Origin of the sequence: Nonomuraea sp. NPDC049646 (assembly GCF_044465525.1) — a bacterium.
In the GTDB taxonomy this organism is placed as follows: Bacteria; Actinomycetota; Actinomycetes; order Streptosporangiales; family Streptosporangiaceae; genus Nonomuraea.
Genome location: NZ_JBITLU010000002.1, coordinates 334884 through 361539 on the forward strand (window position 1 = coordinate 334884; position 26656 = coordinate 361539).

31 protein-coding genes and 1 pseudogene are annotated in these 26656 nt (G+C 71.5%); 15 read left to right on the plus strand and 17 right to left on the minus strand.

Features of this window, described 5'->3' with window-relative positions:
* Positions 1–40 precede the first annotated feature (40 nt).
* The gene (locus ACIBQ8_RS06325; protein WP_397191326.1) at positions 41–448 is read left to right on the plus strand and encodes a hypothetical protein; all 408 of its coding nucleotides are present in this window, start codon (positions 41–43) and stop codon (positions 446–448) included.
* Positions 449–540: 92 nt separating this feature from the next.
* On the opposite strand, the gene ACIBQ8_RS06330 is transcribed toward ACIBQ8_RS06325, so the two are convergent.
* Complete coding sequence (locus tag ACIBQ8_RS06330; RefSeq protein WP_397191327.1) at positions 541–759, minus strand: hypothetical protein; 219 nt, start codon at positions 757–759, stop codon at positions 541–543.
* Positions 760–784: 25 nt separating this feature from the next.
* Between ACIBQ8_RS06330 and ACIBQ8_RS06335 the strand changes: the two genes are divergently transcribed.
* On the plus strand, positions 785–937 hold the full coding sequence (locus tag ACIBQ8_RS06335) for a hypothetical protein (protein ID WP_397191328.1): 153 nt from the start codon (positions 785–787) through the stop codon (positions 935–937).
* Positions 938–972: 35 nt separating this feature from the next.
* Here ACIBQ8_RS06335 and ACIBQ8_RS06340 read toward each other — a convergent pair whose 3' ends face one another.
* Positions 973–1689: a TetR/AcrR family transcriptional regulator gene (locus ACIBQ8_RS06340; protein WP_397191329.1), complete on the minus strand. Its 717-nt coding sequence runs from the start codon at positions 1687–1689 to the stop codon at positions 973–975.
* 192 nt (positions 1690–1881) lie between these two features.
* Here ACIBQ8_RS06340 and ACIBQ8_RS06345 point away from each other — a divergent pair, with 192 nt between their 5' ends.
* From ACIBQ8_RS06345 to ACIBQ8_RS06360, 4 genes are all read left to right on the plus strand, one after another.
* On the plus strand, positions 1882–2625 hold the full coding sequence (locus tag ACIBQ8_RS06345) for a siderophore-interacting protein (protein ID WP_397191330.1): 744 nt from the start codon (positions 1882–1884) through the stop codon (positions 2623–2625).
* A 19-nt stretch (positions 2626–2644) separates the two neighbouring features.
* Positions 2645–3748, plus strand: a complete 1104-nt coding sequence (locus ACIBQ8_RS06350; protein ID WP_397191331.1) for an FAD-dependent monooxygenase — start codon at positions 2645–2647, stop codon at positions 3746–3748.
* Positions 3748–4185, plus strand: a complete 438-nt coding sequence (locus ACIBQ8_RS06355; RefSeq protein ID WP_397191332.1) for a DUF6640 family protein — start codon at positions 3748–3750, stop codon at positions 4183–4185. The genes ACIBQ8_RS06350 and ACIBQ8_RS06355 overlap by 1 nt, the downstream gene beginning before the upstream one ends.
* 144 nt (positions 4186–4329) lie before the next feature.
* Entirely contained in the window at positions 4330–4590 is a 261-nt protein-coding gene (locus ACIBQ8_RS06360; RefSeq protein WP_397191333.1) for a hypothetical protein, read from the plus strand.
* Positions 4591–5078: 488 nt separating this feature from the next.
* Here ACIBQ8_RS06360 and ACIBQ8_RS06365 read toward each other — a convergent pair.
* Both ACIBQ8_RS06365 and ACIBQ8_RS06370 read right to left on the minus strand, forming a co-directional pair.
* A pseudogene (locus ACIBQ8_RS06365) lies at positions 5079–5284 on the minus strand (helix-turn-helix transcriptional regulator); the annotation flags it as partial.
* Between the two features lie 17 nt (positions 5285–5301).
* Positions 5302–7149 (minus strand): zinc-binding dehydrogenase, encoded by a 1848-nt coding sequence (locus ACIBQ8_RS06370; protein WP_397191334.1) that lies wholly within the window; start codon positions 7147–7149, stop codon positions 5302–5304.
* A 189-nt stretch (positions 7150–7338) separates the two neighbouring features.
* Between ACIBQ8_RS06370 and ACIBQ8_RS06375 the strand changes: the two genes are divergently transcribed.
* Positions 7339–7494 carry a hypothetical protein gene (locus ACIBQ8_RS06375; protein ID WP_397191335.1) on the plus strand — a complete coding sequence of 52 codons (156 nt, stop codon included), beginning with the start codon at positions 7339–7341 and terminating at the stop codon, positions 7492–7494.
* Here ACIBQ8_RS06375 and ACIBQ8_RS06380 read toward each other — a convergent pair.
* Positions 7491–7958: an SDR family NAD(P)-dependent oxidoreductase gene (locus ACIBQ8_RS06380; RefSeq protein ID WP_397191336.1), complete on the minus strand. Its 468-nt coding sequence runs from the start codon at positions 7956–7958 to the stop codon at positions 7491–7493. The two genes, ACIBQ8_RS06375 and ACIBQ8_RS06380, sit on opposite strands and share 4 nt — an antisense overlap.
* A 63-nt stretch (positions 7959–8021) precedes the next feature.
* Positions 8022–8675: a GntR family transcriptional regulator gene (locus tag ACIBQ8_RS06385; protein ID WP_358287399.1), complete on the minus strand. Its 654-nt coding sequence runs from the start codon at positions 8673–8675 to the stop codon at positions 8022–8024.
* Between the two features lie 104 nt (positions 8676–8779).
* Between ACIBQ8_RS06385 and ACIBQ8_RS06390 the strand changes: the two genes are divergently transcribed.
* Complete coding sequence (locus ACIBQ8_RS06390; protein ID WP_397191337.1) at positions 8780–9925, plus strand: aminotransferase class V-fold PLP-dependent enzyme; 1146 nt, start codon at positions 8780–8782, stop codon at positions 9923–9925.
* A gap of 160 nt (positions 9926–10085) precedes the next feature.
* On the opposite strand, the gene ligA is transcribed toward ACIBQ8_RS06390, so the two are convergent.
* Positions 10086–12152 (minus strand): NAD-dependent DNA ligase LigA, encoded by a 2067-nt coding sequence (gene ligA, locus ACIBQ8_RS06395; RefSeq protein WP_397191338.1) that lies wholly within the window; start codon positions 12150–12152, stop codon positions 10086–10088.
* Between the two features lie 441 nt (positions 12153–12593).
* Between ligA and ACIBQ8_RS06400 the strand changes: the two genes are divergently transcribed.
* Positions 12594–12764, plus strand: a complete 171-nt coding sequence (locus tag ACIBQ8_RS06400) for a hypothetical protein (RefSeq protein ID WP_397191339.1) — start codon at positions 12594–12596, stop codon at positions 12762–12764.
* A gap of 7 nt (positions 12765–12771) precedes the next feature.
* Here the strand turns inward: ACIBQ8_RS06400 and ACIBQ8_RS06405 are convergent, their stop codons facing one another.
* Positions 12772–13626, minus strand: a complete 855-nt coding sequence (locus ACIBQ8_RS06405) for an alpha/beta fold hydrolase (protein ID WP_397191340.1) — start codon at positions 13624–13626, stop codon at positions 12772–12774.
* Positions 13627–13775: 149 nt separating this feature from the next.
* Between ACIBQ8_RS06405 and ACIBQ8_RS06410 the strand changes: the two genes are divergently transcribed.
* From ACIBQ8_RS06410 to ACIBQ8_RS06425, 4 genes are read left to right on the plus strand one after another with little or no spacing between them, the layout of a single operon-like run.
* On the plus strand, positions 13776–14309 hold the full coding sequence (locus tag ACIBQ8_RS06410; RefSeq protein WP_397177853.1) for a hypothetical protein: 534 nt from the start codon (positions 13776–13778) through the stop codon (positions 14307–14309).
* 40 nt (positions 14310–14349) lie between these two features.
* Positions 14350–15357: a hypothetical protein gene (locus tag ACIBQ8_RS06415; RefSeq protein ID WP_397177854.1), complete on the plus strand. Its 1008-nt coding sequence runs from the start codon at positions 14350–14352 to the stop codon at positions 15355–15357.
* A gap of 22 nt (positions 15358–15379) precedes the next feature.
* Positions 15380–16717, plus strand: a complete 1338-nt coding sequence (locus ACIBQ8_RS06420; protein ID WP_397191341.1) for a Dyp-type peroxidase — start codon at positions 15380–15382, stop codon at positions 16715–16717.
* A 23-nt stretch (positions 16718–16740) separates the two neighbouring features.
* Positions 16741–17619 (plus strand): bile acid:sodium symporter, encoded by an 879-nt coding sequence (locus ACIBQ8_RS06425; RefSeq protein ID WP_397191342.1) that lies wholly within the window; start codon positions 16741–16743, stop codon positions 17617–17619.
* 39 nt (positions 17620–17658) lie between these two features.
* On the opposite strand, the gene ACIBQ8_RS06430 is transcribed toward ACIBQ8_RS06425, so the two are convergent.
* The 8 genes from ACIBQ8_RS06430 to ACIBQ8_RS06465 form a co-directional block, all read right to left on the minus strand.
* Positions 17659–18471 (minus strand): class I SAM-dependent methyltransferase, encoded by an 813-nt coding sequence (locus tag ACIBQ8_RS06430; protein WP_397191343.1) that lies wholly within the window; start codon positions 18469–18471, stop codon positions 17659–17661.
* Positions 18472–18480: 9 nt separating this feature from the next.
* On the minus strand, positions 18481–18936 hold the full coding sequence (locus ACIBQ8_RS06435; RefSeq protein WP_397177858.1) for a GbsR/MarR family transcriptional regulator: 456 nt from the start codon (positions 18934–18936) through the stop codon (positions 18481–18483).
* Between the two features lie 33 nt (positions 18937–18969).
* Positions 18970–19899 carry an alpha/beta hydrolase gene (locus ACIBQ8_RS06440; RefSeq protein WP_397191344.1) on the minus strand — a complete coding sequence of 310 codons (930 nt, stop codon included), beginning with the start codon at positions 19897–19899 and terminating at the stop codon, positions 18970–18972.
* Positions 19900–20023: 124 nt separating this feature from the next.
* Positions 20024–20953, minus strand: coding sequence for a hypothetical protein (locus ACIBQ8_RS06445; RefSeq protein ID WP_397177860.1), 930 nt, complete (start codon positions 20951–20953; stop codon positions 20024–20026).
* Positions 20950–21774: a hypothetical protein gene (locus ACIBQ8_RS06450; RefSeq protein ID WP_397191345.1), complete on the minus strand. Its 825-nt coding sequence runs from the start codon at positions 21772–21774 to the stop codon at positions 20950–20952. Before ACIBQ8_RS06450 ends, ACIBQ8_RS06445 begins: the two co-directional genes overlap by 4 nt.
* A gap of 156 nt (positions 21775–21930) precedes the next feature.
* Positions 21931–22827, minus strand: a complete 897-nt coding sequence (locus ACIBQ8_RS06455; protein WP_397177862.1) for a hypothetical protein — start codon at positions 22825–22827, stop codon at positions 21931–21933.
* Positions 22828–23104: 277 nt separating this feature from the next.
* Positions 23105–24028, minus strand: coding sequence for an endonuclease/exonuclease/phosphatase family protein (locus ACIBQ8_RS06460; protein ID WP_397191346.1), 924 nt, complete (start codon positions 24026–24028; stop codon positions 23105–23107).
* Between the two features lie 76 nt (positions 24029–24104).
* Positions 24105–24680, minus strand: a complete 576-nt coding sequence (locus ACIBQ8_RS06465) for a TetR/AcrR family transcriptional regulator (protein ID WP_397191347.1) — start codon at positions 24678–24680, stop codon at positions 24105–24107.
* A 63-nt stretch (positions 24681–24743) separates the two neighbouring features.
* Between ACIBQ8_RS06465 and ACIBQ8_RS06470 the strand changes: the two genes are divergently transcribed.
* Together ACIBQ8_RS06470 and ACIBQ8_RS06475 are read left to right on the plus strand one after the other, a co-directional pair.
* Positions 24744–25697, plus strand: a complete 954-nt coding sequence (locus ACIBQ8_RS06470; RefSeq protein ID WP_397191348.1) for an SDR family NAD(P)-dependent oxidoreductase — start codon at positions 24744–24746, stop codon at positions 25695–25697.
* A gap of 149 nt (positions 25698–25846) precedes the next feature.
* Positions 25847–26245, plus strand: coding sequence for a sensor histidine kinase (locus ACIBQ8_RS06475; RefSeq protein WP_397177866.1), 399 nt, complete (start codon positions 25847–25849; stop codon positions 26243–26245).
* On the opposite strand, the gene ACIBQ8_RS06480 is transcribed toward ACIBQ8_RS06475, so the two are convergent.
* A complete protein-coding gene (locus ACIBQ8_RS06480; RefSeq protein WP_397177867.1) occupies positions 26242–26613 on the minus strand; it encodes a YybH family protein in 372 nt (123 codons plus the stop codon). The genes ACIBQ8_RS06475 and ACIBQ8_RS06480 overlap by 4 nt on opposite strands.
* Positions 26614–26656: the final 43 nt, after the last annotated feature.

The following is a 26656-nucleotide window of genomic DNA, read 5'->3' on the forward strand; positions in this document are numbered from 1 at the left end:
TCGTCATCGGTCTCGCGGGCGGGGCGATCCGCTGCCCGCCGTGCGCGAGCGCCGCTCCGTCACCGTGACCTGCCCCTCGCACCCGGTGGACTCTCTCCTTGAACAGCTGGGCGGAGCGCTCCCTGTCACGGACGAGGGCGTCTTCAACATCTTCTCCGCACTGACCGGGACGCTCACCGCCCACTACACCTACCCCGCCACGCTCACCTCGTGGGCCACCGGCCATGACATTGCCCCGACGCCGCCGACCGGTATGTGCGCGATCATCCCCACCGGTAAACGCAAGGGCCAGAACCCATCCGTCGCCAGGATTCACCGGGCGCTGGCCGAGCACGCCAAGCGGGAGGCGTGGGCCGAGACGGCGCGCTTCACGGGGGACGCCGCGGTCCGGCGCCGCGCCCGGTCCGGTGACTCCTGCCGGAACGCCCCCGCCCCTTCCCTCTTGTAGCGGTTGGCGGAACCGCCGGCCAACACACAGCGCCCCAGCCCGCCTGAGGCGGACCGGGCGTTGTCGTGTGCGGAGTCAGGTGCGGGTGTGGTTCAGCCGCAGTGCACGTTGTTGAGCTTGACGCTCGTCCATGACGGCGAGATCCCCTCGACATCGAGGCAGTGGCCGGGTGCTGAGATGCACACCGACCCGGCGTAGTACTTGTAGTTTCCGGCGTCCCTGGACTTCCTGCTGTCGTCGCCCCGGGAGATCACGACGCCCTTCCATCTGGTGTTGGCGTAGGGGCCGTCGCCGTAGGAAATGCAGGCCATCGTCCCGGCCCATCTGATGGGCCACGTGGCCTTCACTTCCCGCATGCTCGCCATGTGCGCCGCCCCGTGCGGTGCCTTCCTCGGCAGCTGGCTGGCCACCTCGTATGACCTGTACACTCCGCTCTACGTCGCCGCCGGCCTGCTGCTCCCCATGACCGTCGTCACCGCGTCCAGGTGACGGGCTCCTGGCGCGTTCCCGACGACCGGTCGTAGTCATGCCGCCGCGTCGTCGATGCCGAGGGTGACCGCCAGGTCGTGCAGGCACTGTTCGAAGACGGGCTCCATGTCGGTGTAGGCGAAGTCCAGTTGGTGCAGGACTTCCATGCACAGCAGGCCGTACAGCCTGATCCAGCACGACAGGAAGACGTGTGCGGCCTCGGGCGGCAGTCGTCCGTCGATGCTGTCCGCGTAGGCGGTCAGCTGCTCGCGCAGGGAGGCGGGCAGGTCGGCCAGGTCGGGCACCGGGAACGGCCGGGTCCGCCACAGCTCGACCGTCAGGTCGAGCAGGACCTGCTCGAAACGCAGGGCGGCCTGGTGACGCACCGAGCCGGCGTCGCGGTTCGGCGCGGCGATGGGGCTGGCGAAGATCCAGCCGAACTCGGCGGGATGGGCGACGGCCCAGGCGCGCATGGCCCGGCAGACGGCCAGCAGGCGGTCGCCGGTCGGCGCGCCGGCGCGGGCGTCACGGGCCTGCGCCATGGCGGCGGCCAGTTCGCGGAAGAAGTCCGCGGTGACCGCGCCGACCAGCTCGTCGTGTCCGGCGTAGTAGTGGTAGAGAGCCGGGCCGCTCATGCCGACCTGCCGGGCGACCGCGTTGATGGTCACCGCGGCCGATCCCTGTTCGACCAGCAGCCTGCGCGCGGCCGCGTGGATCTCCTCCAGGGTGGCCTGGCGCAACCGTTCCCGCCTGCTGGTGTGTGCGGACATCATCACCTCTCGTGTCGCTCCGTGGCCGCCGTTGACATCTTAGGGCATCTATGTTTCCTTAATGGCTCTAAATAACTTAGAGCCCGTAAGGAGCAGATATGTGGTGGATCCTTCTGGCGGTGATGGTGCTGATCACGGCCGTGTGGTGGCGGATGTCCAGATCCGCTCACGTCCGGCGAAGCAAGGACTCCTGACATGGCCCGCCTGATACGCGACCGCTTGTCCGGCAAGTACGCCATGGAGGCGACCGTCACCGTCGCCGAGCAGGTCAACCCGGCCATGCGCCGGATCCGGCTGGAAACCGACCAGCCTGTCGCCTTCCCCTACACGCCTGGCCAGCACGTCAGAATCCAGCTGCAGGACCCGCTGTCGGTGTCGGGCATCCTGCGCCCGGCCGAGACGCTGCGCACGTACACGATCTGGGACCTCGCCCCCGGCAGGAAGGCGATCGAACTGCGCGTCCACCTGTACGCGGGCGACGGCATCGGACTGCAGTGGGCACAGGCGGCACGGCCCGGGAACCGCGTGACCTTCTGGTGGCCGCAAAGCGACTTCTTCACCCGCGAGGCCGACTACCACGTGTTCATCGGAGAGGAGACCGCCGGCGCCGCCTTCGGACCGATGATCAGAGCGCTGGGAACGTCGGCCCGGATGTACGGCGTCCTGGAGAGCGAGACCCCCGAGCACGACCTGGCCATGCCCGGGACGCCGCCGCTGCGCCGCGTCCACCGCCGCGGCGTCCCCGCCGCCGCCTCCCCGGTGCTGCTCGCCGCTGTGGCCGAACTCGACCTGCCGGGCAACGCCGGAGCCGCCTACGTGGCCGGCGAGGCCAGAACCTGCCAGCTGGTGCGCGACTTCCTCGTACGCGAACGCAACTGGCCACGAGCCTCGATCAAGACCAAGCCGTTCTGGGCCCCGGGCAAGCGCGGCCTGCACTGACCGTCAAGGAGACCCGAACATGAAAGTGACCATCGTAGGAGGCGGCATCGGCGGGCTCGCCACGGCCGTCGCCTTCCATCGGCGCGGCTGGCAGGTGGAAGTCCTCGAACGCGCTGCCGAGTTCACCGAGGTGGGCGCGGGACTGACCATCCAGCCCAACGGCCTGCGCGCGCTGGACGCCATCGGCCTGGGCGACCGCCTGCGCGCCGGCGGCCCGGCCGACCCGCTCGCGGGCATCCGCAGCAGGCGCGGCGACTGGCTGATCCGCAACGACGTCGACAGCCTCAAGCGCCGCTTCGGCCCGTGGGTGACCGTGCACCGGGCCGCCCTGGTCGACCTGCTGAGATCAGCCGTGCCGCCGGAGGCGCTGCGGCCCGGCGTCGACGTCCGGCACGTGCGGCCCGACGGCACGGTCCGCCACGACGGCGGCGCCTGCACCGCCGATCTCGTGGTGGGCGCCGACGGCGTGCACAGCCTGACCCGGCGCTCCCTCTGGCCCGATCTCCCCGGGCCGCGCTACGTCGGCTACACCACCTGGCGTCTCATCGCTCCGCCTCAGCCCATCGAGACAAGCGTGGAGACGTGGGGCAGGGGCGAACGGTTCGGGCAGGTGCCGATGCCCGACGGCCGCGTCTACTGCTACGTGATGGCCAACGCCCCGGCCGGCTCCCACGTCGGCCTGAACGAGCTGCGCGAACGCTTCGCCCGCTGGCACCGGCCCATCCCCGAGCTCCTCGACTCCACGCATGAGGAGGCGGTGCTGCAACACGACACCCACGAGCTCCCGATGCTGCCGACGTACGTCTCGGGGAACGTGGCCGTTCTCGGGGACGCGGCCCACGCCATGACGCCCAATCTGGGGCAGGGCGCCTGCCAGGCGCTGGAGGACGCGGTCACGCTCGCGCACGCGGTGGACACCCTCGGCGTACGCGAAGGGCTGGCGGCCTACGACCGCATCCGCAGGCCGCGTACCCAGCTGATCGTCCGCCGTTCCCGCCAGGCCGGCGCCGCCGCGCACTGGACCTCCACCCCGATGACCACCCTGCGGGACGCGGTCCTTCCGCTCCTCCCGAACGTGCTCTTCGCCCGCTCGCTCACCCCCGCCTACACCTGGACGATCTGATGCCCCTCCCACGAATCCTGATCATCGCCGTCGCAGCGATCACGACGGTCGGCGCCGTGCTCGCCGACCTGGCCATTCCCGGCCTCGCGGCACAGCACGCCTTCAACCCGGCCTGGCCGCCCCACGCCAAGTTCCATGACGCCCAATACATGGTGATGACCGTGCTTCTCGGCCTCACCGGCCTGGCCCTCGCGCTACGGCCGGCCCGGAACACGCTGCTGCACGCCGCCGCCGTCCTGGCCATCCCGTGGCTCGGCATGATCGGTGCGCTCCTGTTCCCCGGCACCGCCACCTACGACCCGGAGTTCGCCGACCGCACTGTCTTCGTCCTCGGTCTGCACGGGCAGGTCTTCATGGCGATCGTCCTGCTCGTGGCCCTGCTGGTCGCGACAGCGGCGACACTGCGCATGCCCGTGGTCTCCGCCGCCCGGCCATGAGGGCCGGCACAGCCCTGCCTGGTTAGGGGCTCCCAACAGATCCGGCGTCCCGACGATCACCAAGCAATGGCTAGATCACCCGCTGGAGAGCCGCCCTGGCGGCGGCAGGATGTGAGCCGATCTCCTCCGAGAAGATCAGCCGGCATGGCCGAATCCGAACGCGAGTACATCCGGGAGAAGTCTCCCGAGGGCCAGGCTTCAGCCCGCGAGCGCGGCCGCCATGGCGGCCGACCGAGGGTGTTCGACGACGACATGGTCGCTTATGCGCGCAGCCTGCGTGAGCGCGGGGTCCCGGTGCCGGAGATCGCGTCCGAGCTGGTCATCTCCACGGGCAAGAACAAGGGACGTCACCCGTCGTTGGCCAGTGTCTACCGGGTGCTGGCCAACGACGGGCCCGGCGCCTGACTGCGCGGCCTCGTGCCTCAGCTGCCTGGAGAGGCCGCTGTCTTCGGCCGAGGCGTCCCGGCTCGGCGCAGCACGACCCAGTTGCCCAGCCGGCTTCGGCCTGGACCGCGCTCCAGGCGCTACCCGATACGGTGATAGCGGTGGGCGTGTCCAGGAACAGCGGCCCGTCGGCGCCCAACTGGCTGGCCCAGATCAGCACGCCGTCGGCGGTCAGCACCCGGGTGATCTCGGCCGGAACAGCAGCGCGTCGACCAGGGCCACGGTGCCCGAGCCGAGCTCCAGCAGGTCCCGGACGGCAGCGGACCGCCGCGCGGGCCAGGGTGTCGGTTTCTCCAGCCGGCCGGTGGCGTGCTCGGTGTCCCAGCCCGGCCGGTGGCGTGCTCGGTGTCCCAGGCGGGCGACAACAGCTCGAACAGGCCGGCGACGAGGGAAGCCAGGTGGGGCGTCCACGCCGCCGGGTCGCCTGCGCTCTGGCGGGCCAGCCGGCGCAGCTCGGCGCCCGCGCCCAGGCGGTAGCCGCCGGCCACCCCGGGCGTGGCGTACACCGGGTAGCCGGGCGAGCGCAGGCGCTCGACGTCGTTGCGGATGGTCCTGGTCGAGACGCCGAGCGGGCGGACAGCTCGGGTCCCGACCAGTCGCGGCGCGCCTGGAGGAGGAACAGCAGCCTGAGCAGGCGGGCCGAGGTTTCCAGCATGCGCACCAGCATGTCGGCTAATGCGGAAGGGATCCTTCCGTACTGACGACGATCTTGCCCAGGAAGTGGCCGTCCTGGCTGCGCCGGTGAGCGTCGGCGGCCCGCTCCAGCGGGAACACCTCGGCGACCGGGATGCGCACGCCCGCGCCCGCGGCCGCGCGCAGCGCCCGCGCCCGGGCGGCGGGGGAGGTGTCGCGGCCGGTCGAGAAGCGCACGGCCAGGCGGTTCGCCCCCGTCATGTCCGCGATCGTGACCACCTTGGCCGGGTCGCCGGTGCGCTTGACCGACAGGTCCAGCACGTCCCTGCCCGAGGCGTCCAGCACCCGGTCCACGGTGTGCGGCAGGCGCTCCTCCAGGCCCTCGCCGTAGACGACCGGCCGCACGCCGAGGCCGCGCAGGAACGCGTGGTGGCGCTCGCTCGCGGTGCCGACCACCTCGGCGCCCGCGGCGCGGGCGAGCTGCGCGGCGGCCAGCCCGACGCCGCCCGCGACCGCGTGGATCAGCAGCGTGTGGCCCCTCTCGACGCCGAGTTCGCGCAGCGTGCGGGTGGCTGTCTCGACGGCCACCGGCAGCGCGGCGGCCTCCTCGTACGTGAGATCGTCCGGCTTGGCCACCAGGCCGTCCGCCTCGGCGATCGCGTACGCGGCCAGCGTGCCCGTTCCCTGGCCGTACACCGCGTCGCCCGGCCGCCAGGCGGTCACCCCCGGGCCGAGCGCGTCGACGGTGCCCGCCAGGTCCAGCCCGGTCCCCTGGGGACCGTCGATCGTGGCGCCGGGGAAGCCGGTGCGGAGCTTCCAGTCGATGGCGTTCACACCGCCCGCCCTGACCCGGACCCGCACCTGGCCGGCACCCGGCTGCGGGAGCGGGACCTCCTCCAGCTCCAGCACCTCGGGGCCACCGAGCCGGTGGTGGCGCACGGCCTCGGCGGTGACGAGCAGGACGGCCTTGCCGACGACCTCGCGCGCCTCCAGCGCGGCGTGCGACTCGGCCGCCCGCTCCAGCGGCAGTGCCAGGCCCACGGGGGTCGTCAGCCTGCCCGCCGCCAGCTCCTTCATGGTCAGCCCGGCCAGCCGCCCGAATTCGTCTGGGGCGAACTGCACCTGCTCCATCCCGACCAGGCGCACCCCGCGCCGCTCCGCCTCCGCCGGGTCGACAGGGGCGCCGGAACCGCTCCTCACCCCGTACGCGAAGAACCGCCCGCCGCGTTCCAGCAGCTCGAACGCGGCCCGGCCGATCTCGCCCCCGACCCCGTCGAACACCACGTCGAAGGGCCCCGAGACCTCCTCGTAGCCGACCGCCTCCGCCGCACCCGCCTCCAGGGCCGCCGCCCGCTTGGCCGGGCCGCGCGCCGCCGCCGTCACCCGGGCGCCGCCGGCGCGGGCGAGCTGGACGATCGGCAGGCCCAGCGCCCCACCGGCCCCGATGACCAGCACCCGCGCCCCCGGCTCCAGCCCGGCCGCCGCTACCAGGCTCAGTGCGGCGGGACCCACCTGGATCAGCGCCGCCGCCCGCCACAGCGGCACCCCCTCGGGCACCACCACGACGGTCTCTACCCCGGCCACGGCCAGTTCGGCGTACCCGCCGCCCCCCGGGAGCAGCGCGGCGACCCGCCGCCCCTCCCACGCGGGATCCACGCCGGCACCGGCCGCGAGCACCCGCCCGGCCACTCCGGTGCCCGGCACGAACGGCGGCCGGGCGGGGAACCAGTCCTTCCCCCACCCGGCACGCAACTGCGCGTCGATGGACATGACGTCCACCGCCGACACGCCGATCAGCACCTGCCCGGCCTCCGGGACGGGGTCGGGCGCCTGCGCGGCCACGAGCACCTCGGGACCGCCGAATTCCGTCACCTCAACAACGTTCATGACGCCGAGTCTGATACCTCAAGTGCGACTGAGGTCAACCGAAGAGCTGTGACCGGTTTGAAGGTGTCGTTGTTGGAACGGAACTTCACCGCTCGCAGCAGCTTGGGCAGGCCGCGCCGATAGTGGTGGGAGTAGGAGCCACGCAGCTCGGTCCGCACCCGGGTGTCGCGAGGCGTCTACGGTGGGATCATGGGCGATGACGAGCCGAGGTTCGGCTACGGCCAAGGACAGCGGCCGCTGTGGAGCGAGCGCGATCGCGATGCCGAGCAAACCCGGGACGCACTGCGTGCTGCCGGGCTGATGGAGTTCAGCGACAGCCGGGCCGGGTTCGTGGGGGAGGGCTAGGGCACAAGGCGCCCCTTCCTGGTGGCTTTCGCTGGGCCAGGGGGCGGGACCGGAGAGCAGGTTGCCACGTATGCGGCTCGCATGAACGGGACGGCCGCCTGGCAGGCCAGGAAGGTCCCGACGACGTTGACCTCAAAGCAGCGCCGGAGCTGGGCCGCGCCGAGCTCGCCGACGTCGCCCCTGGCCTGGATCCCCGCACGGGTCACCAGAATGTCCAGGCGGCCGAATCGCTCGGCGACCTCACCCACCGCCCGGTGGGCGCCGGCTTCGTCGCTGACGTCGCAGGCCAACGCCGAGGCGGCCCGGCCTGTGCGGGATGTGATGCGTGCCGCGGCCCGCTCGCCGGCCTCCCGCCGCCGGCTGACGAGCGCGACCGTCGAGCCGGCCTCCGCGAGGGGCGAGCGCGATGGCGAGCGCGATGGCGTGCCCCAGGCCTGAGGGGCCGCCGGTGACGATGGCGACATGTCCGTCCAGGTCGGTGCGGTGGGCCGGAGTCCTCCCGGTGATCTCCCTTTCCGAGCCGCGATCTACCGGGTGGGCCGGTGCGGGTCCTGGCCGAGGTAGGCGGCTCCGTTGACCCAGTTCTGGACGAGCCATCGCGCTCCCTCGGTGAGGTCTCCCTCCCGGATCGCGGCGAGGATACGGCGGTGTTCGTCGATGCTGCGCCGAGCCCGGTCGGGGCCGCCGAAATAGAGTACGTCGTAGCGCTTGAGCAGGGGCTTCGTCTGGGCGATGATCCGGATGAGGGGGGCGTTGGCGCAGGCCGAGAGCAACAGGTCGTGCCAGCGGTCGTCGAGCGCAGCCAACTCCTCTCCCCGCTCCAGGACGGCCTGCATCTCCTTGAGCTGCTCCTCCAGCCGGTCGACGAGTCCGAGCAGGTCCTGCGGCGCGGTCCACCGCAGGGCGAGGGCCTCCAACTCGCCTACCAGCGGATACAGCTTGCGGGCCTCGTCGATGTCCAGGGGCGGCACGCGGAAGCCACGCCGCGGCTGGGCGACCAGCAGGCCGCGGTCGGTGAGCTCCACGAGCGCCTCCCGCAGCGGCGTGCGGCTGACCCCCAGCTCGGCCGCCAGGTGGACCTCGTTGACGCGCCCCTCGGCGGGCAGGCGACCGTCCAGAATGCGTGCGGTGACCTGCTCCGATATGTCGCGCCGCAGCGGAGCCGTGTCGCTGTGGTTCATTCGCTCCCTCATTTGCATACAACGTCTCATTACTGTATTCAGTTTACATGTTTTGCATGCAAGATGTTGAACGGGCTCGGGCCGACACGCCGGGCTGTACTCACGTGACCCACCTGGACAACGCGGGCACCTCGCTGCCTCCCGCGATCGTGACCGACACGGTGATCGCCCACCTGCGCGCCGAGGCGCTGCGCGGCGGCTACCGGGCGGCCGCTGATGCGGCGCCCCGGCTCGCCGCGGTCCGATCCTCCGTCGCTGCTCTGCTCAACGCAGCCGCCGAAGACATCGCACTGACCGACAACGCGACTCGAGCGTGGCAGGCGGTGTTCTACGCCTTGCCGTTCGGCCCCGGCGACCGCATCCTGACCTGCCGCGCCGAATACGCCAGCAACGTCATCGCCTTCCTCCAGGTGGCCGAGCGCACCGGGGCACGCGTCGAGGTGGTCGACGACGATGAAAGCGGCCAGATGGACGTGGAGGACTTGCGGCGCCGCATGGACGGGCGGGTACGCCTCATCGCGATCACCCACGTCCCCACTCAGGGCGGTCTCGTCAACCCCGCCGAGGAGGTGGGGCGGCTGGCCGAGGCGGCCGGCGTCCCGTTCCTGCTGGACGCCTGCCAGTCGGCCGGCCAGCTCGACCTGGACGTCGAGCGGCTGCACTGCGACGCCCTCAGCGCCCCGGGCCGCAAATACCTGCGGGGCCCCCGTGGCACGGGCTTCCTGTACGTGCGGCCCCGGCTGCGCGAGCAGATCCGGCCGGCCGTACTGGATCTACACTCCGCCACCTGGACCGGCCCAGACAGCTACGAGATCGACAAAACCGCGCGGATGTTCGAGACGTGGGAGCGCAACGTCGCCGCCACGCTCGGCCTGGGCGCCGCTGTCGATTACGCCCTGTCCCTGGGGCTGGGCAACATCGAGGAGCGGGTGCGCGACCTGGCGCGGCGGCTCCGGCAGGACCTGCGGCAGGTGCCCGGCGTACGGGTCCACGACCAAGGCGTACGGCAGTGCGGCATCGTTACCTTCACCGTCGCGGGGATGCCCTCGGCCGACGTTCACCACAGGCTCGCCGAGTTGGACGTCAACACGTCGGTCTCGCTGCGAGAGTACGCTCGGTACGACATGGGCGCGCGGGGCCTGCCCGACCTGGTCCGCGCCTCGGTGCACTACTACAACACCGACGAAGAGCTGCGCCGACTTGTCGAAACCGTCGACGGACTTCGACGCCTAGCTAGCCGGTGGCGGTGATGTGGCTTTGACAGCGGCCAGGGTGCGTGAGGCGGCAGCAGGGGTGCGGCGTACGCATGTTCGACCAGGTTCAGCGGATTTCCTGGCGTTCTGCCGTTTCGCCCAGACGATGGAGCAGGTGCGCCCAGCCGTCGCTGGTCTCCTCACTTCGACAAGGCGCTCAAAGGAAGGCGCTGACCTGCGTGGCGAACTCCTCTGGCGTGACGATGTGGATTCCGAGCGATTCGGCCTTGGAGCGCTTTGAGCCAGCTTTCTCGCCTGCCACCAACAGTGATGTCTTGGTCGACACACTTGAGGAGGCTCTGCCCCCCGCGCGTTCTATGAGAGCGTTGACCTCGTTGCGCGACAACGCCTCCAGCGGCCCCGACATCGCCCCGGTGACTACCACCGACATCCCAGTCAATGGCAGCCCCTCCCCCGACGCGGCGGACGCCGACGAGGTAGCTGCCAGGGAAGCCAAGCCCGCTTCCGGGATGCCGGGTTCGGTCATGGTGACGCTCGCAGCGACGAGCTTGTCGATCAGCCCGGCCAACTCGGCGAGTTCGGCGACCACGATCGGCGCCTTCTCCGGCCCGATGCCGTCGACCTCCTGCATGGCGGCGGCGTCGGCGGCGCGGATGGCAGCCATGGAGCCGAAGTGGCGGGCGATGCGGCGGCTCATGGAGCGGCCGGTGCCGCGGACGCCGAGGGCGCAGAAGACCCGGTTGAGCGGCTGGGTCTTGGCGCGGTCGAGGGCGGCCAGGAGGTTGTCGGTGCTGGTCTCGCCCATGCGTTCGAGGCCGAGGAGTTGTGCGCGGGTGACGTAGAAGAGGTCGGCGAAGTCGGTGATGAGGCCGGTGTCGAGCATCTGCTTGATGCGGTTTTCTGCCAGGCCCTCGATGTCGAGCTGGTCGCGGCCGGCCGCGTAGCTTATCGAGGCGATGGCCCGGCAGCCGCGCCCGCGCACGCAACGCCAGCGTTCTTGCGAGGTGTCGATGGCGTCGCCGCAGGAGGGACAGACCTGCGGGATCGGGATGGGCCGCTCGTCGCCGGTACGCAGGTGCACCACCGGCGCCTCGACGCGCGGGATGACGTCGCCCGCCTTGTAGACCGTGACGGAGTCGCCGAGCATGAGACCGCGGCGGCCGATGTCGGCGACGTTGTGGAGGGTTGCGTAGGTGACAATCGAGCCGTCGAGCTCGACCGGCTCCAGGACGGCGCGCGGTGCGATGACGCCGGTGCGGCCAGTGTTCCATTCGACGCTGATGAGCTTGGTGATCTTCTCGGTGGCGGGCAGCTTGTAGGCGACCGCCCAGCGCGGCGCGCGTGAGCTGAACCCGGCGTCGACCTGGTCAGCGGCCTGGTCGCACTTGATGACGATGCCATCGATGCCGAACTCGAGGCCGGGGCGGGCGGCAGCGATCTCCTCGACCCTGGTCTGCGCCTCGGCGATGGTAGTGACGACGCGGCCCGCGACCGGAGTGTCGGCGGTGGTGCGCACGCCCTGCGCGGCGACCCAGGCCATGACCTCGCTGTGCGGCCACGCGCGGAGCCCGGCGGCGAGCTCGGAGTCGTCGTCGGGGTAGGGCAGCGCGCCGTACCCGAAGAAGGTCTGCTCGCAGACGTAGGGACGCTCGCGGGTGCGCAGCGAGCCGGCGGCAGCGCTGCGCGGGTTGGCAAAGGTGGTGCCGTCGTGGGCCTGGCGTTTGGCGCACGCCGCCTCGAACTGGGCGGTGGTCATCATGACCTCGCCGCGCAGTTCGATCGTCACCAGGTCGGCGAGCCGGTCGGGCAGGCCGAGGACGGTGCCGATGGCGTGGCTGACGTCTTCGCCACTGACGCCGTCGCCCCTGGTGACGAGCTGGACGAGACGGCCGCGGCGGTAGCGGGCCGAGATGGCGAGCCCGTCGAGCTTGGGTTCGACGGTCCACGCGGTGACCGGGCGGCCGAGACGCCGCTCCAGCGAGGCGGCCCAGTCGAGGAGCTGGCCGGCGCCGAAGACGTTGTCGAGGCTGAGCATCGGGACCAGATGCGGCACGTCGCCAACGACAGCACCGCCCGCGACCTTGCCCGTCGGCGATTGCGACAGCACCTGGTCGGCGTGGTCGCGCTCGTAGGCTTCGATCCCGCGCACCAGGCGGTCGTAGGCGTCGTCGTCGAGCGCGGAGGTGCCATCGGCGTAGTAGGCCGCGGAAGCGTCGAGGGCGAGCTGGACCGCCTCGGCGTAGGCGGTCTCGTCGGCGATCACGGTGATGGGAGGAGCGTCCGTCATGGAAGCCATCATGCCTGGTTACGCCGACAATTCGGCGACTGAGCGGGGTCCGTAAAGATTGTCAAAGAAGCCCTTCTCCAATCGCCCTACCCTGGCATCAGCTCCGGCAGCCGCCTCAGCAGATTGACGAAGGCGGAGATCAACCTCTTAGTTCAGGGAAGGCAAGGCGTCCTCCAGCGTCTCGGCCAAGACGTCGCTGCTGGTGGCGGGGGAGAAGGCCGGCTCCAAGCGGGCCAAGGCCGAGAACCTGGGGGTGCGGATCATGACATCGGAGGAGTTCGCCGAACTCGTCGGCTCCTTCCTTAGCTCCATGAACCGAAGCAGGTGCCGTGGAGCCGAGCCGCCACGGCACCTGCTTCGGCCGGCAGCGGTGATGGCGAGTTCGGCGTCGCTGGGCGGTCGGCGCGACCGTCGTTGGTGCAGCTCCCCGGCTTCGGCGGCCGGTTCTGGGGCTACCAGGCGGTCGACCGGCGCACCGACACCTTCGCCGAGCCCGGCGCGATGTACGGCAACCACCTGGGACCTGACCTGCACGATGCGGCCTGGGCCTGCTGTGAAGGAACCGCAGGCCGGAACGAATTTCGTTGATCCCCCGTCAGCCGGCCCTTCGGGCCTGACCCTCCACTGCTGCGCGGAACGCCGCACCGAACTGGTCTGGCGCTTCCAGCCATGGATGGTGTCCCGCGTCGGGGACGATGACGACCTCGCAGTCGAGGCGTGTTCCGAGACGTCGCAGGGCATCAGCGGGGCGGCTGTCGCCGGCCCCGCCGATGATCACCGCGCCGGGCGGCAGGTGCTCGCGCAGTTCGTCCACGTGCGATTCGAGCGGGTCGGCCTTCTTCGCTGCGTTGAGCTGGGCGTTCATCGCGTAGTTGACGGGCCGCAGCGTGCGGGCCGATGACAGCGCCCAATCCCATGCCCGGGTCCGGTCGGCGTGGTCGGTCGACCACGACAGGGTGAGGTACTCGATCTCCTCGGCGTCCGTGCGCGCTTCGATCGCGTCGAGTTCGTCGAGCCTGGTCTGCTGCTCGCCAGTGCGTCGTGCTCGCTGTGCTGCTCGGTCGGCGTCCCGCCAAGGATCCAGGAAGGGCCCGGCGATCTGGATCAGTCCGGCCACGCGCTCGGGATGGGCCAGCAGGAAGTAGCCGGCCAAATTGGTTCCGTACGAGTGACCCACCAGAACGACCCGGTCGTGTCCCCACGCATCGAGCAACGACGCCAGGTCGTCAACGTGGCGAGCGATCGTGTGCTCTCCCTCCCAGCGCGATCCGCCGACGCCGCGCTGGTCGTAGCGGTGGACCAGGCACAGGTCGTCGATGATGCCGGCGACCGGGGCGAGATAGTCGGGGACTCCCGGACCGCCGTGCAACATGACCACGGGAAATCTCTGAGGGATCGCCGAGCCCGTGGTCCACGTGCGTAGCCGCGTACCGTCAGCCAACTCGATCATGGGCGTGAGTGTAAGGCAGCAGGGGCCGGTGGACCCCGTCCGGGGGCGCCGCCACCATGAACTTCCAGGCGGCATCCCGTATGGGACAATAGGGCAGGTCAGGCTGCTTCATCCTTCCCCCTCGAACAGAACGTTGGAGAGGGACGGCTATGGAGATCAAGCCGAAGGCGGTCGCCATCCCCAAGGACACCGACCACCTGGAGCAGGGCAAGTACGGCCCCATCTACCCGCGGACCCCGGCGTGTTACGGGTTCACCATCATCGCCGACATCAAGCCCGGCCGGGCGGAGGCGATCCGTGACCACGGCCACGTGCTGGCCAGGGCGCTGGAGGACGACCCGCACCTGCTCGCGCCGCTGAAACTGCACTATCTGCGCTGGGTGCTCTTCGACGACGACACCCGCTTCATGTACCAGGGGATCTTCGACACCGACTTCGACAAGTACACCGAGGACGCCGTCGCGCTGTTCAGCAAGGTGGGGGTGAGCACGGTCTTCGAGAACCTCGTGGGGTTCCCCGAGGACTGGAAGAGCAACCCCGAGGCGTTCGTCAGGTACGTGCGCGAGCACCAGTGCCCGAGCTTCATCGAGTACGGCGAGTACCCCTACGTCAGCGCCGACGAGATCAAGAAGGCCCTGCGGATCAAGAGCGCCCTGTCGGAGATGCTCGACCAGCTGCAGTGACATCGACCAGCGCCTTGCGGAGTTCGACATGACCCAGTCCATGACCGCGCGAACCTACAACCAGAACCATGTGCCGCGACCGTACACCTCCGGCCGGCGCCGGTTGAGCATCTACGTCGCGTGGAGCTATCCGGCCGAGGCCGGCGCGGACGTGACCCGCCTGGACGACCGGTTCTCCACGATGACCGAAGTCCGGCGCGTGCAGTGGCCGGCGTACGAGGACCCGCAGTGGTCGGATCCGCTGCGCTTCCAGCAGGGCATCGCGGGCGGGCTGGAGCTGTTCTTCTGGGGCTGGCTGCCCTTCCAGCAGTTCGTCGAGGAGAGGACCGGATTCCAGGTCCCCGTGTACCAGCGCGTCGACCAGGCGGGCTTCCACACCCCGCTGGACGAGCGGGTGCTGGCCGACACCGACACCCTGTTCGTCTGGGGGCTGGACCACATGATCACCGGGCAGGACGCCACGCCCGCGGAGATCGAGGCGCTGCGTGACTGGCTCACCCGTGAAGGGACCTGCCTGGCGCTGGGGCCGCATCACGACGTCGGCGCGTCGGACGACATGACGGTCCGCGACCTGGAATATCACCATCACGGCGACGCGCTGGTGCCCCGCAGGCAACGCTTCGGCAGGTACACCCGGTCGCTGATCGAAGGGCTGGGGATACCGGTCGAGAACCGTTACGGCCTGCGTCCCGCCGTGACGGACGTGGGCAAGAGCGCCCCGCTGTCGATCGCCGGGGACCTGGACACCAAGGGGTGGCTGAGAGGGGTCTCCAGCTTCAACTTCCACATGCACCTGCCCCACTACGCCGTGACCACCGACGACCCGGACGTCATCCATGTGCTGGGCAGGCAGCCGATCGACATGTCCAGGCCGCCGCACCCGTTCACCGAGGCGGGCAACACCGAGTTCAACATGTTCCTGTGGATGCCGCCCGCCGGCGACCGGGCGGGGGACGTCATCTTCGCCGACACCACGATCTTCAGTTCGCTGTTCGGGGTCGACGAGAGCCTGCGCACGTTCTGGAACAACCTCCTCTCGGCGAAGTAGGACGACGGGAAGGCGGATTCCGGTGAGCGAGCGCAGCCACGCCCAGGTCGAGCTCGACCTCGGCGACATCCAGCGCGGGGTTCTCAGCCCCAGGCCGACGCCGTACGCGGCGACCTACATCCTGTTCCGCATCGACGACCGCGATCAGGGGCGGGAGCTGATGCGGCGCGTGAGCGCCGTGGTGACCTCGGCCGCCGACGTGGTCAGCCCGCTGGGCGAGACCTGGGTCAGCGTCGCGCTCACCTACCACGGCCTCAGGGCGCTCGGCCTTCGGCAGGAGTGGCTGGACACCTTCGCCTGGGAGTTCCGGCAGGGCATGGCGGCACGGGCCGGCGCGCTGGGCGACGTCGGCGAGAGCAGCCCCGAGAACTGGGAGTCCCCGCTCGGCACGTCTGACGTCCACGTGGTCCTGGTGGCGCTCGCACCCGACAGCGCACGGCTGGAGGCCGCCGTCGACCGCGCCCGGACCGCCTACGACGCGCTTCCCGGTGTGACGGCGATCTGGCGGCAGAACTGCCACGCGCTGCCCACCGAGACCGAACCCTTCGGCTACCGCGACGGCATCAGCCATCCCGCCATCGAGGGCAGCGGCACGGCCGGGTCCAACACGCTGGAGACGCCGCTCAAGGCCGGCGAGTTCGTGCTCGGCCACCCCGACGAGCTCGGCGGCGTCCAGACCACTCAGCCCGAGGTGCTGGGACGCAACGGCAGCTACGTGGCCTTCCGCAAGCTCCACCAGCGCGTCGGCGCCTTCCGGCGCTTCCTCAGGGACAACGCCACCGGCCCCGAGGACGAGGAACTGCTGGCGGCGAAGATCATGGGCCGCTGGCGCAGCGGCGCGCCCCTGGCCCTCAGCCCGGCGCACGACGATCCCCGCCTCGACGCCGACCCGTACCGCAACAGCTTCCTCTACCAGCAGGACGACCCGGCGGGACTCATCACCCCCCGCGGCAGCCACATCCGCCGCGGCAACCCCCGGGACGCGGAGGTGGCCGGGGTGCCCAGGCTGCACCGGATGATCAGGCGAGGCACCGTGTACGGCCCGCCGCTGCCCGATGGCGCGCTGGAGGACGACGGCGCCGACCGGGGGTTGATGTTCGCCTTCGTCGGGGCCCATCTCGGGCGGCAGTTCGAGTTCGTCCAGTCCGAATGGATGAACGACGGCGTCTTCTTCGGCGCGGGGGACGAGAAGGACCCCGTCGTCGGCTCCGCCGACGGCTCCGGTGATTTCACCATCCCCCGGCGTCCCGTACGGCGGCGCCTGTGCTCGCTGCCGCGCTTCGTCGTCACGCGCGGTGGCGAATACTGCTTCATGCCCGGATTGACCGCGCTGCGCTGGCTCGGCGACCTCTCAGACTGACCAAGCCGACGCCAGGAGCCGACATGAACGCGCTGCACCTGCTGTTCAACGCCATCACGATCGCCTTCATCGCGGCCACCATGTTCGCCGCCGGCCTCGGGACGACGCTGCCGGCCCTGCGCGCCGTCCTGACGAACGTCGTGCTGCTCGTGCTCGTGCTCCTGGCCAACCTGGTGGTCGTCCCGCTCCTCGGCTGGGGCGTGGCCGCGCTGTTCGGCCTGCCCGCGGCGGCCTCCGTCGCGCTGCTGCTGATCGCGTCCTCACCCGGCGGGCCGTTCGGCGCGAAACTGGGCATGGTGCAGAACGGCGACGTGGTCGCGGGCGCGGCCATGCAGGTGCTGCTGGCCGCCGTCGGCAGCATCACCTTCGGGCCGACCGCGAACGTCCTGCTCAAGGCGGCGGCTGTGGGCGGCGGAGTCGCGCTCGACGTCCCGGCGCTGATGCTGACCGTGGCGGTGCTCCAGCTCGTGCCGTTCGCCGTCGGGCTGGTCGTCCGCCACTACGCGCCGTCCACAGCGCTGTCCTGGCATCCGGTGGCCGCCGGGACGTCGAACGTGACCTTCCTCATCGTGCTGGTGGGCATGCTCGCCGGCAACTGGCGCGATGTCGTCGCGCTGATCGGCTCACTGAGCCTGCTGGCCGGCTTCGTCTTCTCCGCCGTCGCCTTCGCGCTGGGCGCGGCCCTCGCCACCGGAGCCCCGGCACGCCGCACCACCATGGGCTCGGTCGCGGCGGTGCGCAACGCGGGACCGGCACTCGCCGCCGTGGGGCTCGCCTTCGGCGACGAGCCGGCCATCCTCGGAGCGCTGGCCGCCGTACTGCTGAGCGGCCTGGCCGCCGCCGTACCCATCGCGGCGGTCCTGAGCCGTGGCCGCGCGGCACATCTGCGTGAAGACGGGTAGCCGGCACGCCCGGGGACCGCTTGCTCCGTCATCGGAGCGTCAGAACCGGTAGCGGAGGATGCGCGCCCCTTGCCGCGACAGCGCCGTGCTGCGGGCGGTGAGACGGGTGAGCGCGCGGAGGGGCTGCGGGAACAGGGCTGTCTCCGGTGCGCGGGTGAGGATCTGCTCCTCGATCAGTTCGAGGCCGGCGCCCCAGGACTCCGGCTCGTGTGGGTCGTCGAAGCCCTGGGCGGCCTTGATGCCGAGCGCCTTGATGGTCGGGTGGTACTTCATGGCCCAGGCGGCGAAGCGGGTGTAGCCGTTGAGCGCGAGCTCGCCCGAAGGGAAGTGGCCGGCCAGCGCGCGGGTCATCGTCTGGAAGGAGTCGCCGGGCATGAAGGGGAGCAGCCCCTCGGCGACGATCATCGCCGGCCGGTCACCGGGGATGGCCGTGAGCCAGTCGGAGCGGGTGAGGTCGGCTCCGACCAGGTGGGAACGGCCGGGCAGGCATTCGGCCCGCAGGCGCACCACTTCCGGGAAGTCGATGTCGTACCAGTCGACGCCGGGCGGCGGATCACAGCGAGACATCCTGGTGTCCAGGCCGCAGCCCAGGTCGAGGACCACGCATCCAGGATGGGCGGCGACGTAGGCGCGGACGACGCCGTCGAGCTTCTTGGCGCGCAGCGCCGTGGTGAGGACGAGGCTGGGCTTGACCTTCAGCCTGCCGAAGTCGTAGTCGATGGTGTCGGCCAGGTCGGCGGAGCGCGTGTCGCCGAGGATGGGGGTGGGCTGCCGGGCGTCCAGGGCTCTGGCGTGGAGAGTGAGCAGCAGCGTTTCCTGGATCAGCCCTAGCTTGGGTTGCCGGCGGTGCATGGGGGTTCCTTAACGGCGTAGCGGATGACGGGCCGCGAGGTTCTGCAGCCAGGTCAGGGAGTCGTGGGCGGCCTTGATGCGTTCGGTGCGGTGTCCGTCGCCGCCGGCGAGGTCGACGCCTTCGTCGGCGATCTCGCCGAAGGCGCTCAGGCTTTCGAGCTTGCGCTGGATGACCTTCTGCCAGGCGTCGTCTTCGATGCGGTAGTAGGAGACGCGATCGCCGGGCCTTCTCACCTTCTTGACCAGGCCGATGGCCGTGAGGAAGCGCATGTTCGAGGTGAGCGAGGCCCGGCTGGCCTGGATGACGTCCGCGATCTGCCCGGCGGACTGCTCGGCCGGATCGCAGATCATGAGCCAGCCGAGGATGCGTCCGGTGATGGGCGGCAGCCCCCACTCCTCGACGCAGAACGTCGCCACCCGTTCCACCCAGCGCAGCAGCCGGTCCTGCTGGTCCTCAGCGCTCATCGTCGCTTCCTCCGTCGTTGATCGTGTGCCGGTTCACTGTGTCATGGCGGCCACCGACTCGTAGGTGGGTGTCGGGGTGATGTCGGCGAGCCGGGTCCTGCGCAGGTGGAGGTCGAACCAGTCGATCGCGAGCGCCGTCGCCTCCTCCAGGCCCGGGCCGGTGTAGAGGCCGAGCACGTCGTAGGGCAGCACCGCGAGCCGCTTGGGCTCGCCCGCCCTGGCGAAGGCGCTCTGCGCCTCCTCAAGCATGTGGTACGGGTCCCAGCCGCCGTTGGCGATCATCAGCAGCGGCGTCGGCGCGAGCCGGTGGATGAGGTTCTCCGGGGCGAAGGTGAGCAGGTGCTCGGCCGAGTCGAGGGTCTTCTCGTTGCGGTAGGTGGGAAACAGGCGGGTCGACATGTCCGGGGTGTCCTTCACGCTGTCGCCCTCCAGCGTCAGGTGCGGCACGCGGGCGCTCTGCCCGCCCTCGTAGCGCCGCTGCCAGTCCTGCTGCAGTCGGTCGCGCAGCGCGTGGACACCGGCGCGGCCCAGGAGGCGTTCCATGTACCGCCATCCGTTCCACACGCTGGGGCTCTGCACGACGACGCACTTGATGCGCCGATCGAGCACGGCGGCCTGGGCCGCCACCGAGCCGCCGATGCTCACCCCCCACACCCCGATCCGCTCCGGCTGCACCTCGGTACGGGTCTGCAGGTAGGACACGGCGCTGCGGAAGTCCTCCACCTGCCGTTCCGGGTGGTCCAGGCCGCGCGGCTCGCCTTCGCTGGAGCCGACGGTGCGGTAGTCGATGGCCAGCACCGCGAAGCCGGCCTTGACGAAGTAGGGCGCGAAGAACGCCAGCGCCTCCTTGACCATCACGCCGCTGTGCCCGAGCACCAGCCCGGGGACCGGGTCGCCCGTCTCGGGCAGGTAGAGATCGCCCGCGCAGCGGGTGCCGAGGCTGTTGAAGGTCACGTGTTCCATGGCTTGCTCCATGCTTGTTGCTAGTTATTTCAAACATGACTGAAATAGCTAGCAATGTCAATCCGGAAGGCCGTAGAGGGAGAAGGCGGCGCACCGCCTCCTCGCCCCCTGCCGTGGCGGGCGGTCAGGGCGGGCAGTCGGGGGGCAGCCGGAAGACGCCGAACTCCAGGCGCAGCGAGTCGTCGGCGGGCAGGGCGATCGCCCGCGCCGACAGGTCGGACATCCAGCAGGCGGGCAGGAGGAAGTACCGCTGGTTGGAGTTGATCAGCAGGCGCAGGCCGGTGTAGCGGTAGCGGTACATCGCGCCGGGGTCGGGCAGGGCGGTCTCGGTGATGCCCGGCCCCTCCAGGTTCAGGCGCCGGGCCGCGTAGACCACCGTGCTCGGCAGCCTGCGCATGTCGGCCAGCGTCCGGTCGGCCTCCCGCGCGCCGCGTGACTGCGCGAAGAGAGTGATCCCCCACAGCAGCAGGAACAGCAGCAGCGCCGTGCAGAGCGTGCGCCGGACGAGCTGGTCGGTGGCGGAGGGCGTGGGACGCCGGTCGAGCCGCTGCCGCAGGGAGGCGCCGTAGACGAGCAGGAAGACGCCCAGGCCCAGGCAGAGCGGCATGGCGTAGGGCGGCAGCGGCCGCCATCCGGCCAGGCTCGCGATGCCCAGCGCGGCCCCCGCCACCCCCAGGACGGCCATGACCCGGACCGCCCACCTGGCGAAGGAACGATGCCGCTCGGCGGACCGGGTCAGCCACGCGTGCGCCGGAGGCGCGACCAGGGCCGTCACCAGCACGAGGATCAGCGGCTCGGCCGCCAGCGTGACGCTGCGCAGCGCGTAGTCCTGCAGGGACAGGCCCAGCATGCTCTGGTCCACGCCGAGGCGGGCGTACATGGTGTTGGTACGGACCGCCCCGAAGTACACCATGATGGCGGCGATGAAGGTGGTCGGCGTCACGACGTGGGCGAGGATCCGCCACAGGCGGGACACGTCCTGGCCGGCGCCGCCGCCGTCGTCAGCGTCGGCCGCGTCGTCCGGGGGGTCGGCGGCGGGCGGTGGGGCGGTCACGACGGGGCCGGCGCCGGGCCGGTGTCCTCCGGCGGCGGCCCGGTCCCGCCGCCGGTGTCCGGTGGCTCGCCGGGCTCGGTGCCGGGCGCTCCGGGGGACGGCTCGCCCGGCGAAGTCCCGGCGGGCTCCGACGGCTGCGACGGCTCCGGCGAAGGCTCGGACGTGGGCCCCGACGTGGACTGGGACGGAGGCTGCGAGGAGCCGGGCGAGGCGGTGAGCGTCGCGCACTCCGGGAGGGTCTGCGTGCCGGACACCACCGCGCACGCGTTCCTGAGGTAGCCGTCCGGGACCTGGCCGCCCTCCCGCTCGATGCGGGCGATGACCTGCCGAACCCTGTCGCCCTCGCCCAGCGCGGCGGCGCTGACCAGTTCCGCCTGGTCGAGCATGCCGAGCACCGGCCGCCGCATCTGTTCGGGAACGGCCCCGCGGAGACCGTTGGCGGCGTCGGCCCGTTTGATCGCCTCGTTCCATTGCCCGCTGTTCGCCTTGATCACCGCGCCGCAGGCGTCGGCCACCGCCTTCTCGCTGTCGGAGCTGCGGGGGTCGGCGGCCACCGTGTCGATCTTCTGCGCCGCCGGTCCGGCGAAGTCGCGGTCCTGGAGGATCTTCTGGCAGTCCAGTCCGACCTGCATGGTGGGGTCGGGCAGGTCGCCGGCGTCGTCGGGGACGATCTTGGCGTCCGGCGTGATGACCGGCCGGGCCTGCTTGGGCGCGCTGGGCCCGGCGCCGCCCGCTCCCGAGCCGTCCGGGCCGCTGCCGTCGCCGCAACCGCCGGTCAGCGTCACGGCGGCGAGCACCGTCACCACCGCTCGCCAGGACATTCCCACCGTTCCCCCGAATGCGTCGCGACCTGCCGGAAACAGGTCATACCGCTGCCAGGCGGACGCCACTCTCGGACGACCCGAAGCTGGGGAATCCTTTGTCCGGGATCGAGGGGAAGGCGGCCGGGCCGGAACGACCGGCCCGGCCGGGGTACGTCAGGCGGGCGGCACCGCGCCGTTCTTGGAGACGGGCACGGCGAGCTGCGAGGCGCCGCTGAGCCGCAGCTCCTCGGCGGGCAGGTTCGCCAGCACCGGGTTCAGGTGCTTCAGCGTCAGCGGCACGATGGGTGTCGCCGGGCTGGAGACGTCGAACTTCTCCAGGTCGATCCAGCGGACGAGGGCGAACACGTCCGCCGGTATCTGGTCGCCGCTCTTCTGCACCGGGACGCAGAGCTGACGGGCGGCGCCCACCTGCACGGTCCTGGGCGGGATCTGGTTGACCAGGACGGGGTTGAGCTGCGTGAGGTTCAGCGCCTTGTTCATCGACGGGTTCGGCGTGTGCGCGTAGCACAGCAGGTCGATGTGCGAGACGACGTTCAGCACCTCCGGCGGCGGGACGACGCCGTTCTTGCTGACCGGCACGCACAGCTGCTGGGGCGAGGTGAGCGTGACGCTGAGGCCGGGCAGCCCCTGCAGGACGGGGTTGAGGTGGCGCAGCGACAGCGGCAGGTTGATCTGCGGGCCGCTCACCCGGTAGCAGGACAGGTCGACGAACCTGACGAAGTCGAGCGCGGGCGACGGCGGGATGACGTTGTTCTTGGCCACCGGCACGCAGACCTGCTCACGCGGGCCGAGCGTGACCTGCACGGGCGGCTGGTTGGCCAGCACCGGGTTGATGTGCCGCAGCGACAGCGCGACGGCCGGCGGCTGGTACGTCGTGGTCTTGAAGCAGTCGAGGTCGAGGCTCGACACGAGCTCCTTGGCCGTCGGCAGCGCCAGGGCCCCGGCCGGGGTCGCGACGAGGAAGGCGGCGGCGAACACGGCCAGACCAGCGGATAAGAGACGTCTTACCGCGGTCGTGGCGTGACGATGGGGGGCGGGTCTTCCGTTCATCCATCCTCCTGGGGGGCGATCGTGCCTCGACTGTGCGCCCGCGCGACCTGCCCGACAAGGTGGGTGGCCGCTGTTTGACAGGGGATTGTCAGCGGGGTCCGGGCGTTCACGCGATCTTCGGGTGGGGGCTCCGCGGGCGTCCCGTCCAGGGCGGGCGCGCGTCACCCGGCCGCGGTGAAGTGACGCGCATGTATCGCAAAGCTCTCCCCGCCCTCCTGGCGGTCGCGTCGCTGCTGGTCCGGCCGGGGCGGTGAGCGCCGGAGGGACGGGCCGAGGCTCACGACAGGGTGACGGTCCCCACCAGCACGCGGTGGTCGGAGCACAGGCTGCCCGGGTTGCCGGCGCACGTGGTCGCGGGGGCGAGCGAGTCGGCCGCGTAGGCGCCGCTGATCCGGTCGGCCCTGGCGAAGATCATGTCGAGCTTCGTGCCCGAGCCGCAGGGGCCCTTGCCGTCCGGCGTGCTGACGGTCAGCTCGCCGTAGCCGGGGCAGTTGCCGGCGTCGGCGTCGTCGAGCTCGTGGTAGCGGCCGGTGTTGCCGCCGTTGTTGGCGGTGTTCACGGTGGGGGAGTAGTAGCCGTTCAGGCGGGCGGCGTCGGGCGGCAGGTTGAAGTCGCCCGCGACGACCACCGTGCCACCGGCCGCGTGGTACGCCTCCAGCCTGGTCAGCACGGCGTCGAGCTGGGCGGCGCGGTAGGCGTCCACGTAGGTGGTGTGCGTGACGCAGAACCGCAGGGCGGGGCGGGACTGCAAGGGGGCGCAGATCATCTTGCGCTGCTCGGTCTTGCCGTCGTCGGGCAGGGTGATCCGCTCGGCGGCCCCCAGGGGCTGCTTGCTGAACAGGGCGTTGCCGTACTCGCCGCCGCCGCACGGGCCGCCCGCCATGGCGGGGTAGGTGGCGACGAACCGGGCGAAGTTGCCGCCGTCAGCGGGCCAGCCGGCCTCCCGCAGGCCGGTGACCAGCGCCTGGTACTGGCTCGCGCACAGCTCGTTGAACGAGACGAGGGTCGCGCCCCGCGCCACGATCGAGCTCACGGCGGCCCCAACCATGCCGTTGCCGGTCGAGCCGTGGTTGAGCGTGTTGCCGGCCGCGTTCCAGTGCCAGACGGTGACGGGCGTGGCCGCACGGGCCGGGCCGGGCACGGCCGAGACGGCCAGCATCGACGAGACGATCACAGCGGCCAGGCGCCTGGGAAACCTCACGGGCTCGCTCCCCGAAGTCGATGATCAGTGACGTACAGCGGACCAGAGCCGGGTCCGCCGCGTCAACGCCCCGCCGTCAGGCGCGCTCGGACCAGCCGGACTCCAGGAGGTCGAAGACGGCGTCGAGGGCGGCCCGCGGGTCGGGCTCGGCGCCGGCCAGCTCGGGGATCTCCAGCACGTAGCGGGCCAGCGCGCGCACGGTCATGTCGGCGGGGTCGCGCCCGGTCTCGGCCGCGATCGCCTCGGCCAGCGGGCCCTCGGCCGCGATCCAGAGGCGGCGCGAGTACTCCCGCAGGGCGGGCGTGCCCACGATCAGGTCGCGTTTGCGCCGCTGCTCGGGCGGCAGGTCGCCGGCGAACGGCCCCCGCTCGGCCAGGCACTTCCGCAGGGCCGCCAGCACGCTCTGCCCGGCGGGCCGCTCGCGGACGGCGGCGGCCAGCCAGACGTGCCGCTCGTCGCCGTCGTCGAAGATCAGCGCGTCTTTGCCGTCGGGCACGTGCGCGAACAGGGTGGCGATGGAGACGTCGGCCTCGTCGGCGACCCGGGCGACGGTGACGCCGTCGTAGCCGTGCTCGGCGAACAGCCGCACCGCGGCCTCGGCCAAAGCCTTGCGGGTCTGCGCCTTCTTGCGTTCGCGGCGTCCTGTCGTCATGCTCTCATCCTAGCAAAAACTAGAATGATTCTGAATTCATAGCGACTATAGAAAAGAGCCCCCGTGTCCTCTCCCTCCGCGCCCTGGGACGTCCGGCGCCTGCCGTCCGCACCGGGCAGGCACTTCCTGGTCACCGGCGGCAACGCCGGCATCGGCTACTTCGTGGCCGAGCAGCTCGCCGGCACCGGCGCCACCGTGATCCTGGGCAGCCGCGACCCCGCCAGGGCGGAGGCCGCCGCGCTGTCCGTCCGCGGCCGGGTGCCGGGCGCGCGCGTCCGGCACGTGCCGCTCGACCTGGCCGACCTCGCCTCGATCGGGGCCGCCGTCGCGGCGCTGCGGCTGCCGAGCCTGGACGCCGTCGTGTGCAACGCCGGCGTGCTGCTCGACCACCCGCCGCGGCGCGAGACGAAGGACGGCCACGAGCTGATGTTCGCCACCAACCATCTGGGCCACTTCGCGCTGGTCGCGCACCTGGCGCCGCTGCTGGCCGCCGCCCCCGCCGCCCGCGTCGTGACCACCGGCAGCCTCACCGCCAGGTCCGAGACCCTGGACCTGGACGACCTGCAGAGCCGCGGCGACCTCCGGCCCAAGCGGGTGTACGCGCGCTCGAAGCTGGCGCAGATGCTCTTCGGCTTCGAGCTGGACCGCCGCCTGCGCGCCGCGGGCGCCACCACGGCGAGCGTGGTCACCCATCCCGGCGGCGCGCTCGACTCCCTGACGCCCTCGCGGCCGGTCCGGCCGCGCACCGCCGGCGAGCGGCTGCGCGGCCTGCCCGCCGGGCTGCTGCTGCAGGGCAAGGAGGCCGCGGCGTGGCCGGCGGTGCGGGCCGTGCTGGATCCCTCGGTACGCGGCGGCGAGCTGTGGGGGCCCAGGGTGCTGGGGATGCGCGGCCTGCCGGCCCGCGAACCGGTGCGCGGGCACATGGCCGACCCCGAGCTCGCGGCCCGCCTGTGGGCCGCCAGCGCCGCCCTGACCGGCCTGGACCCCTTCGCAGCCGGCGGCACGCCCGCCGGCTGACCGGCGGGCCGTCGGCGCTGTGGTGCTACGCTTCGACGATCGTGCCCGGGTGAGGGCTCAACGACGGCTCAACACAGGCTCAACGCCCCGGTCGCCATGCTCAGGGCAGTCCCACCCGTCCAAGGGGAAGGGCGTCCGGAGGAGATGCGATGACGGGCATCATGGACAAGGCCGGGCCGGCTCTGGCCGGCGAGCTGGAGAGCCTGTGCGGCCGGTGGTCCGAGCGCACGGGGATCGCCGTGGAGGTCTGGGCGCTGCCCGCCGGTCCCGTGGCGGCGGCGTGGCGGCGGGCCGTGCTGGCGGTCGCCGAAGAGGCGCTGGGCAACGTCGAGGCCCACAGCGGCGCGAGCACCGCCTCGCTCGCCGTGACCGCCGGGCCCCAGGGCCTGCGCCTGACGATCAGCGACAACGGCCGCGGCTTCGCCTCCGCGGCCCCGGGCGGCGGCGTCGGCCGGATGCGCGCGGCGTTCGCCGGGCTCGGCGGGCGCCTGTCGGTGCGCGGCGTGCCCGGCGAGGGCACCACCGTCAGCGCCGCCGTCCCGGCCTAGGCGCGCTCGCCGGGCTGGACGAACTCGGGCTGGTCGAGGACGCGCAGCCAGCTCCCGTCGGGCTGGCGCCGCACGACCTGGGCGCGGGCGCCCGAGCCGTCCTTGGGCGGGGTCGAGGTGAGGGCGAGGTCGCCGCTGACCAGCGTCGGCAGCGGCTGCTCCGGCTCGAAGCGCGGGCGGCCGGCCAGCACCTTCTCCCACAGCTCCTGGATGGCGGCCCGTCCGACGGTCCGGCTGCCGGGCGGGTAGGCGAGCACGGCGTCCTCCTCGTAGAGCGCGGCGACGCCGGCCGCGTCGCCGGCGTTGGACCGCTCGACGAACAGGCGGGTGATGTCCTCGGGCCGCATGGCCTTCTCGTATGTGGTCATGGTGCCAGCCTGCCGTCCTCCACTCCAGAAGTCCAACAGATGA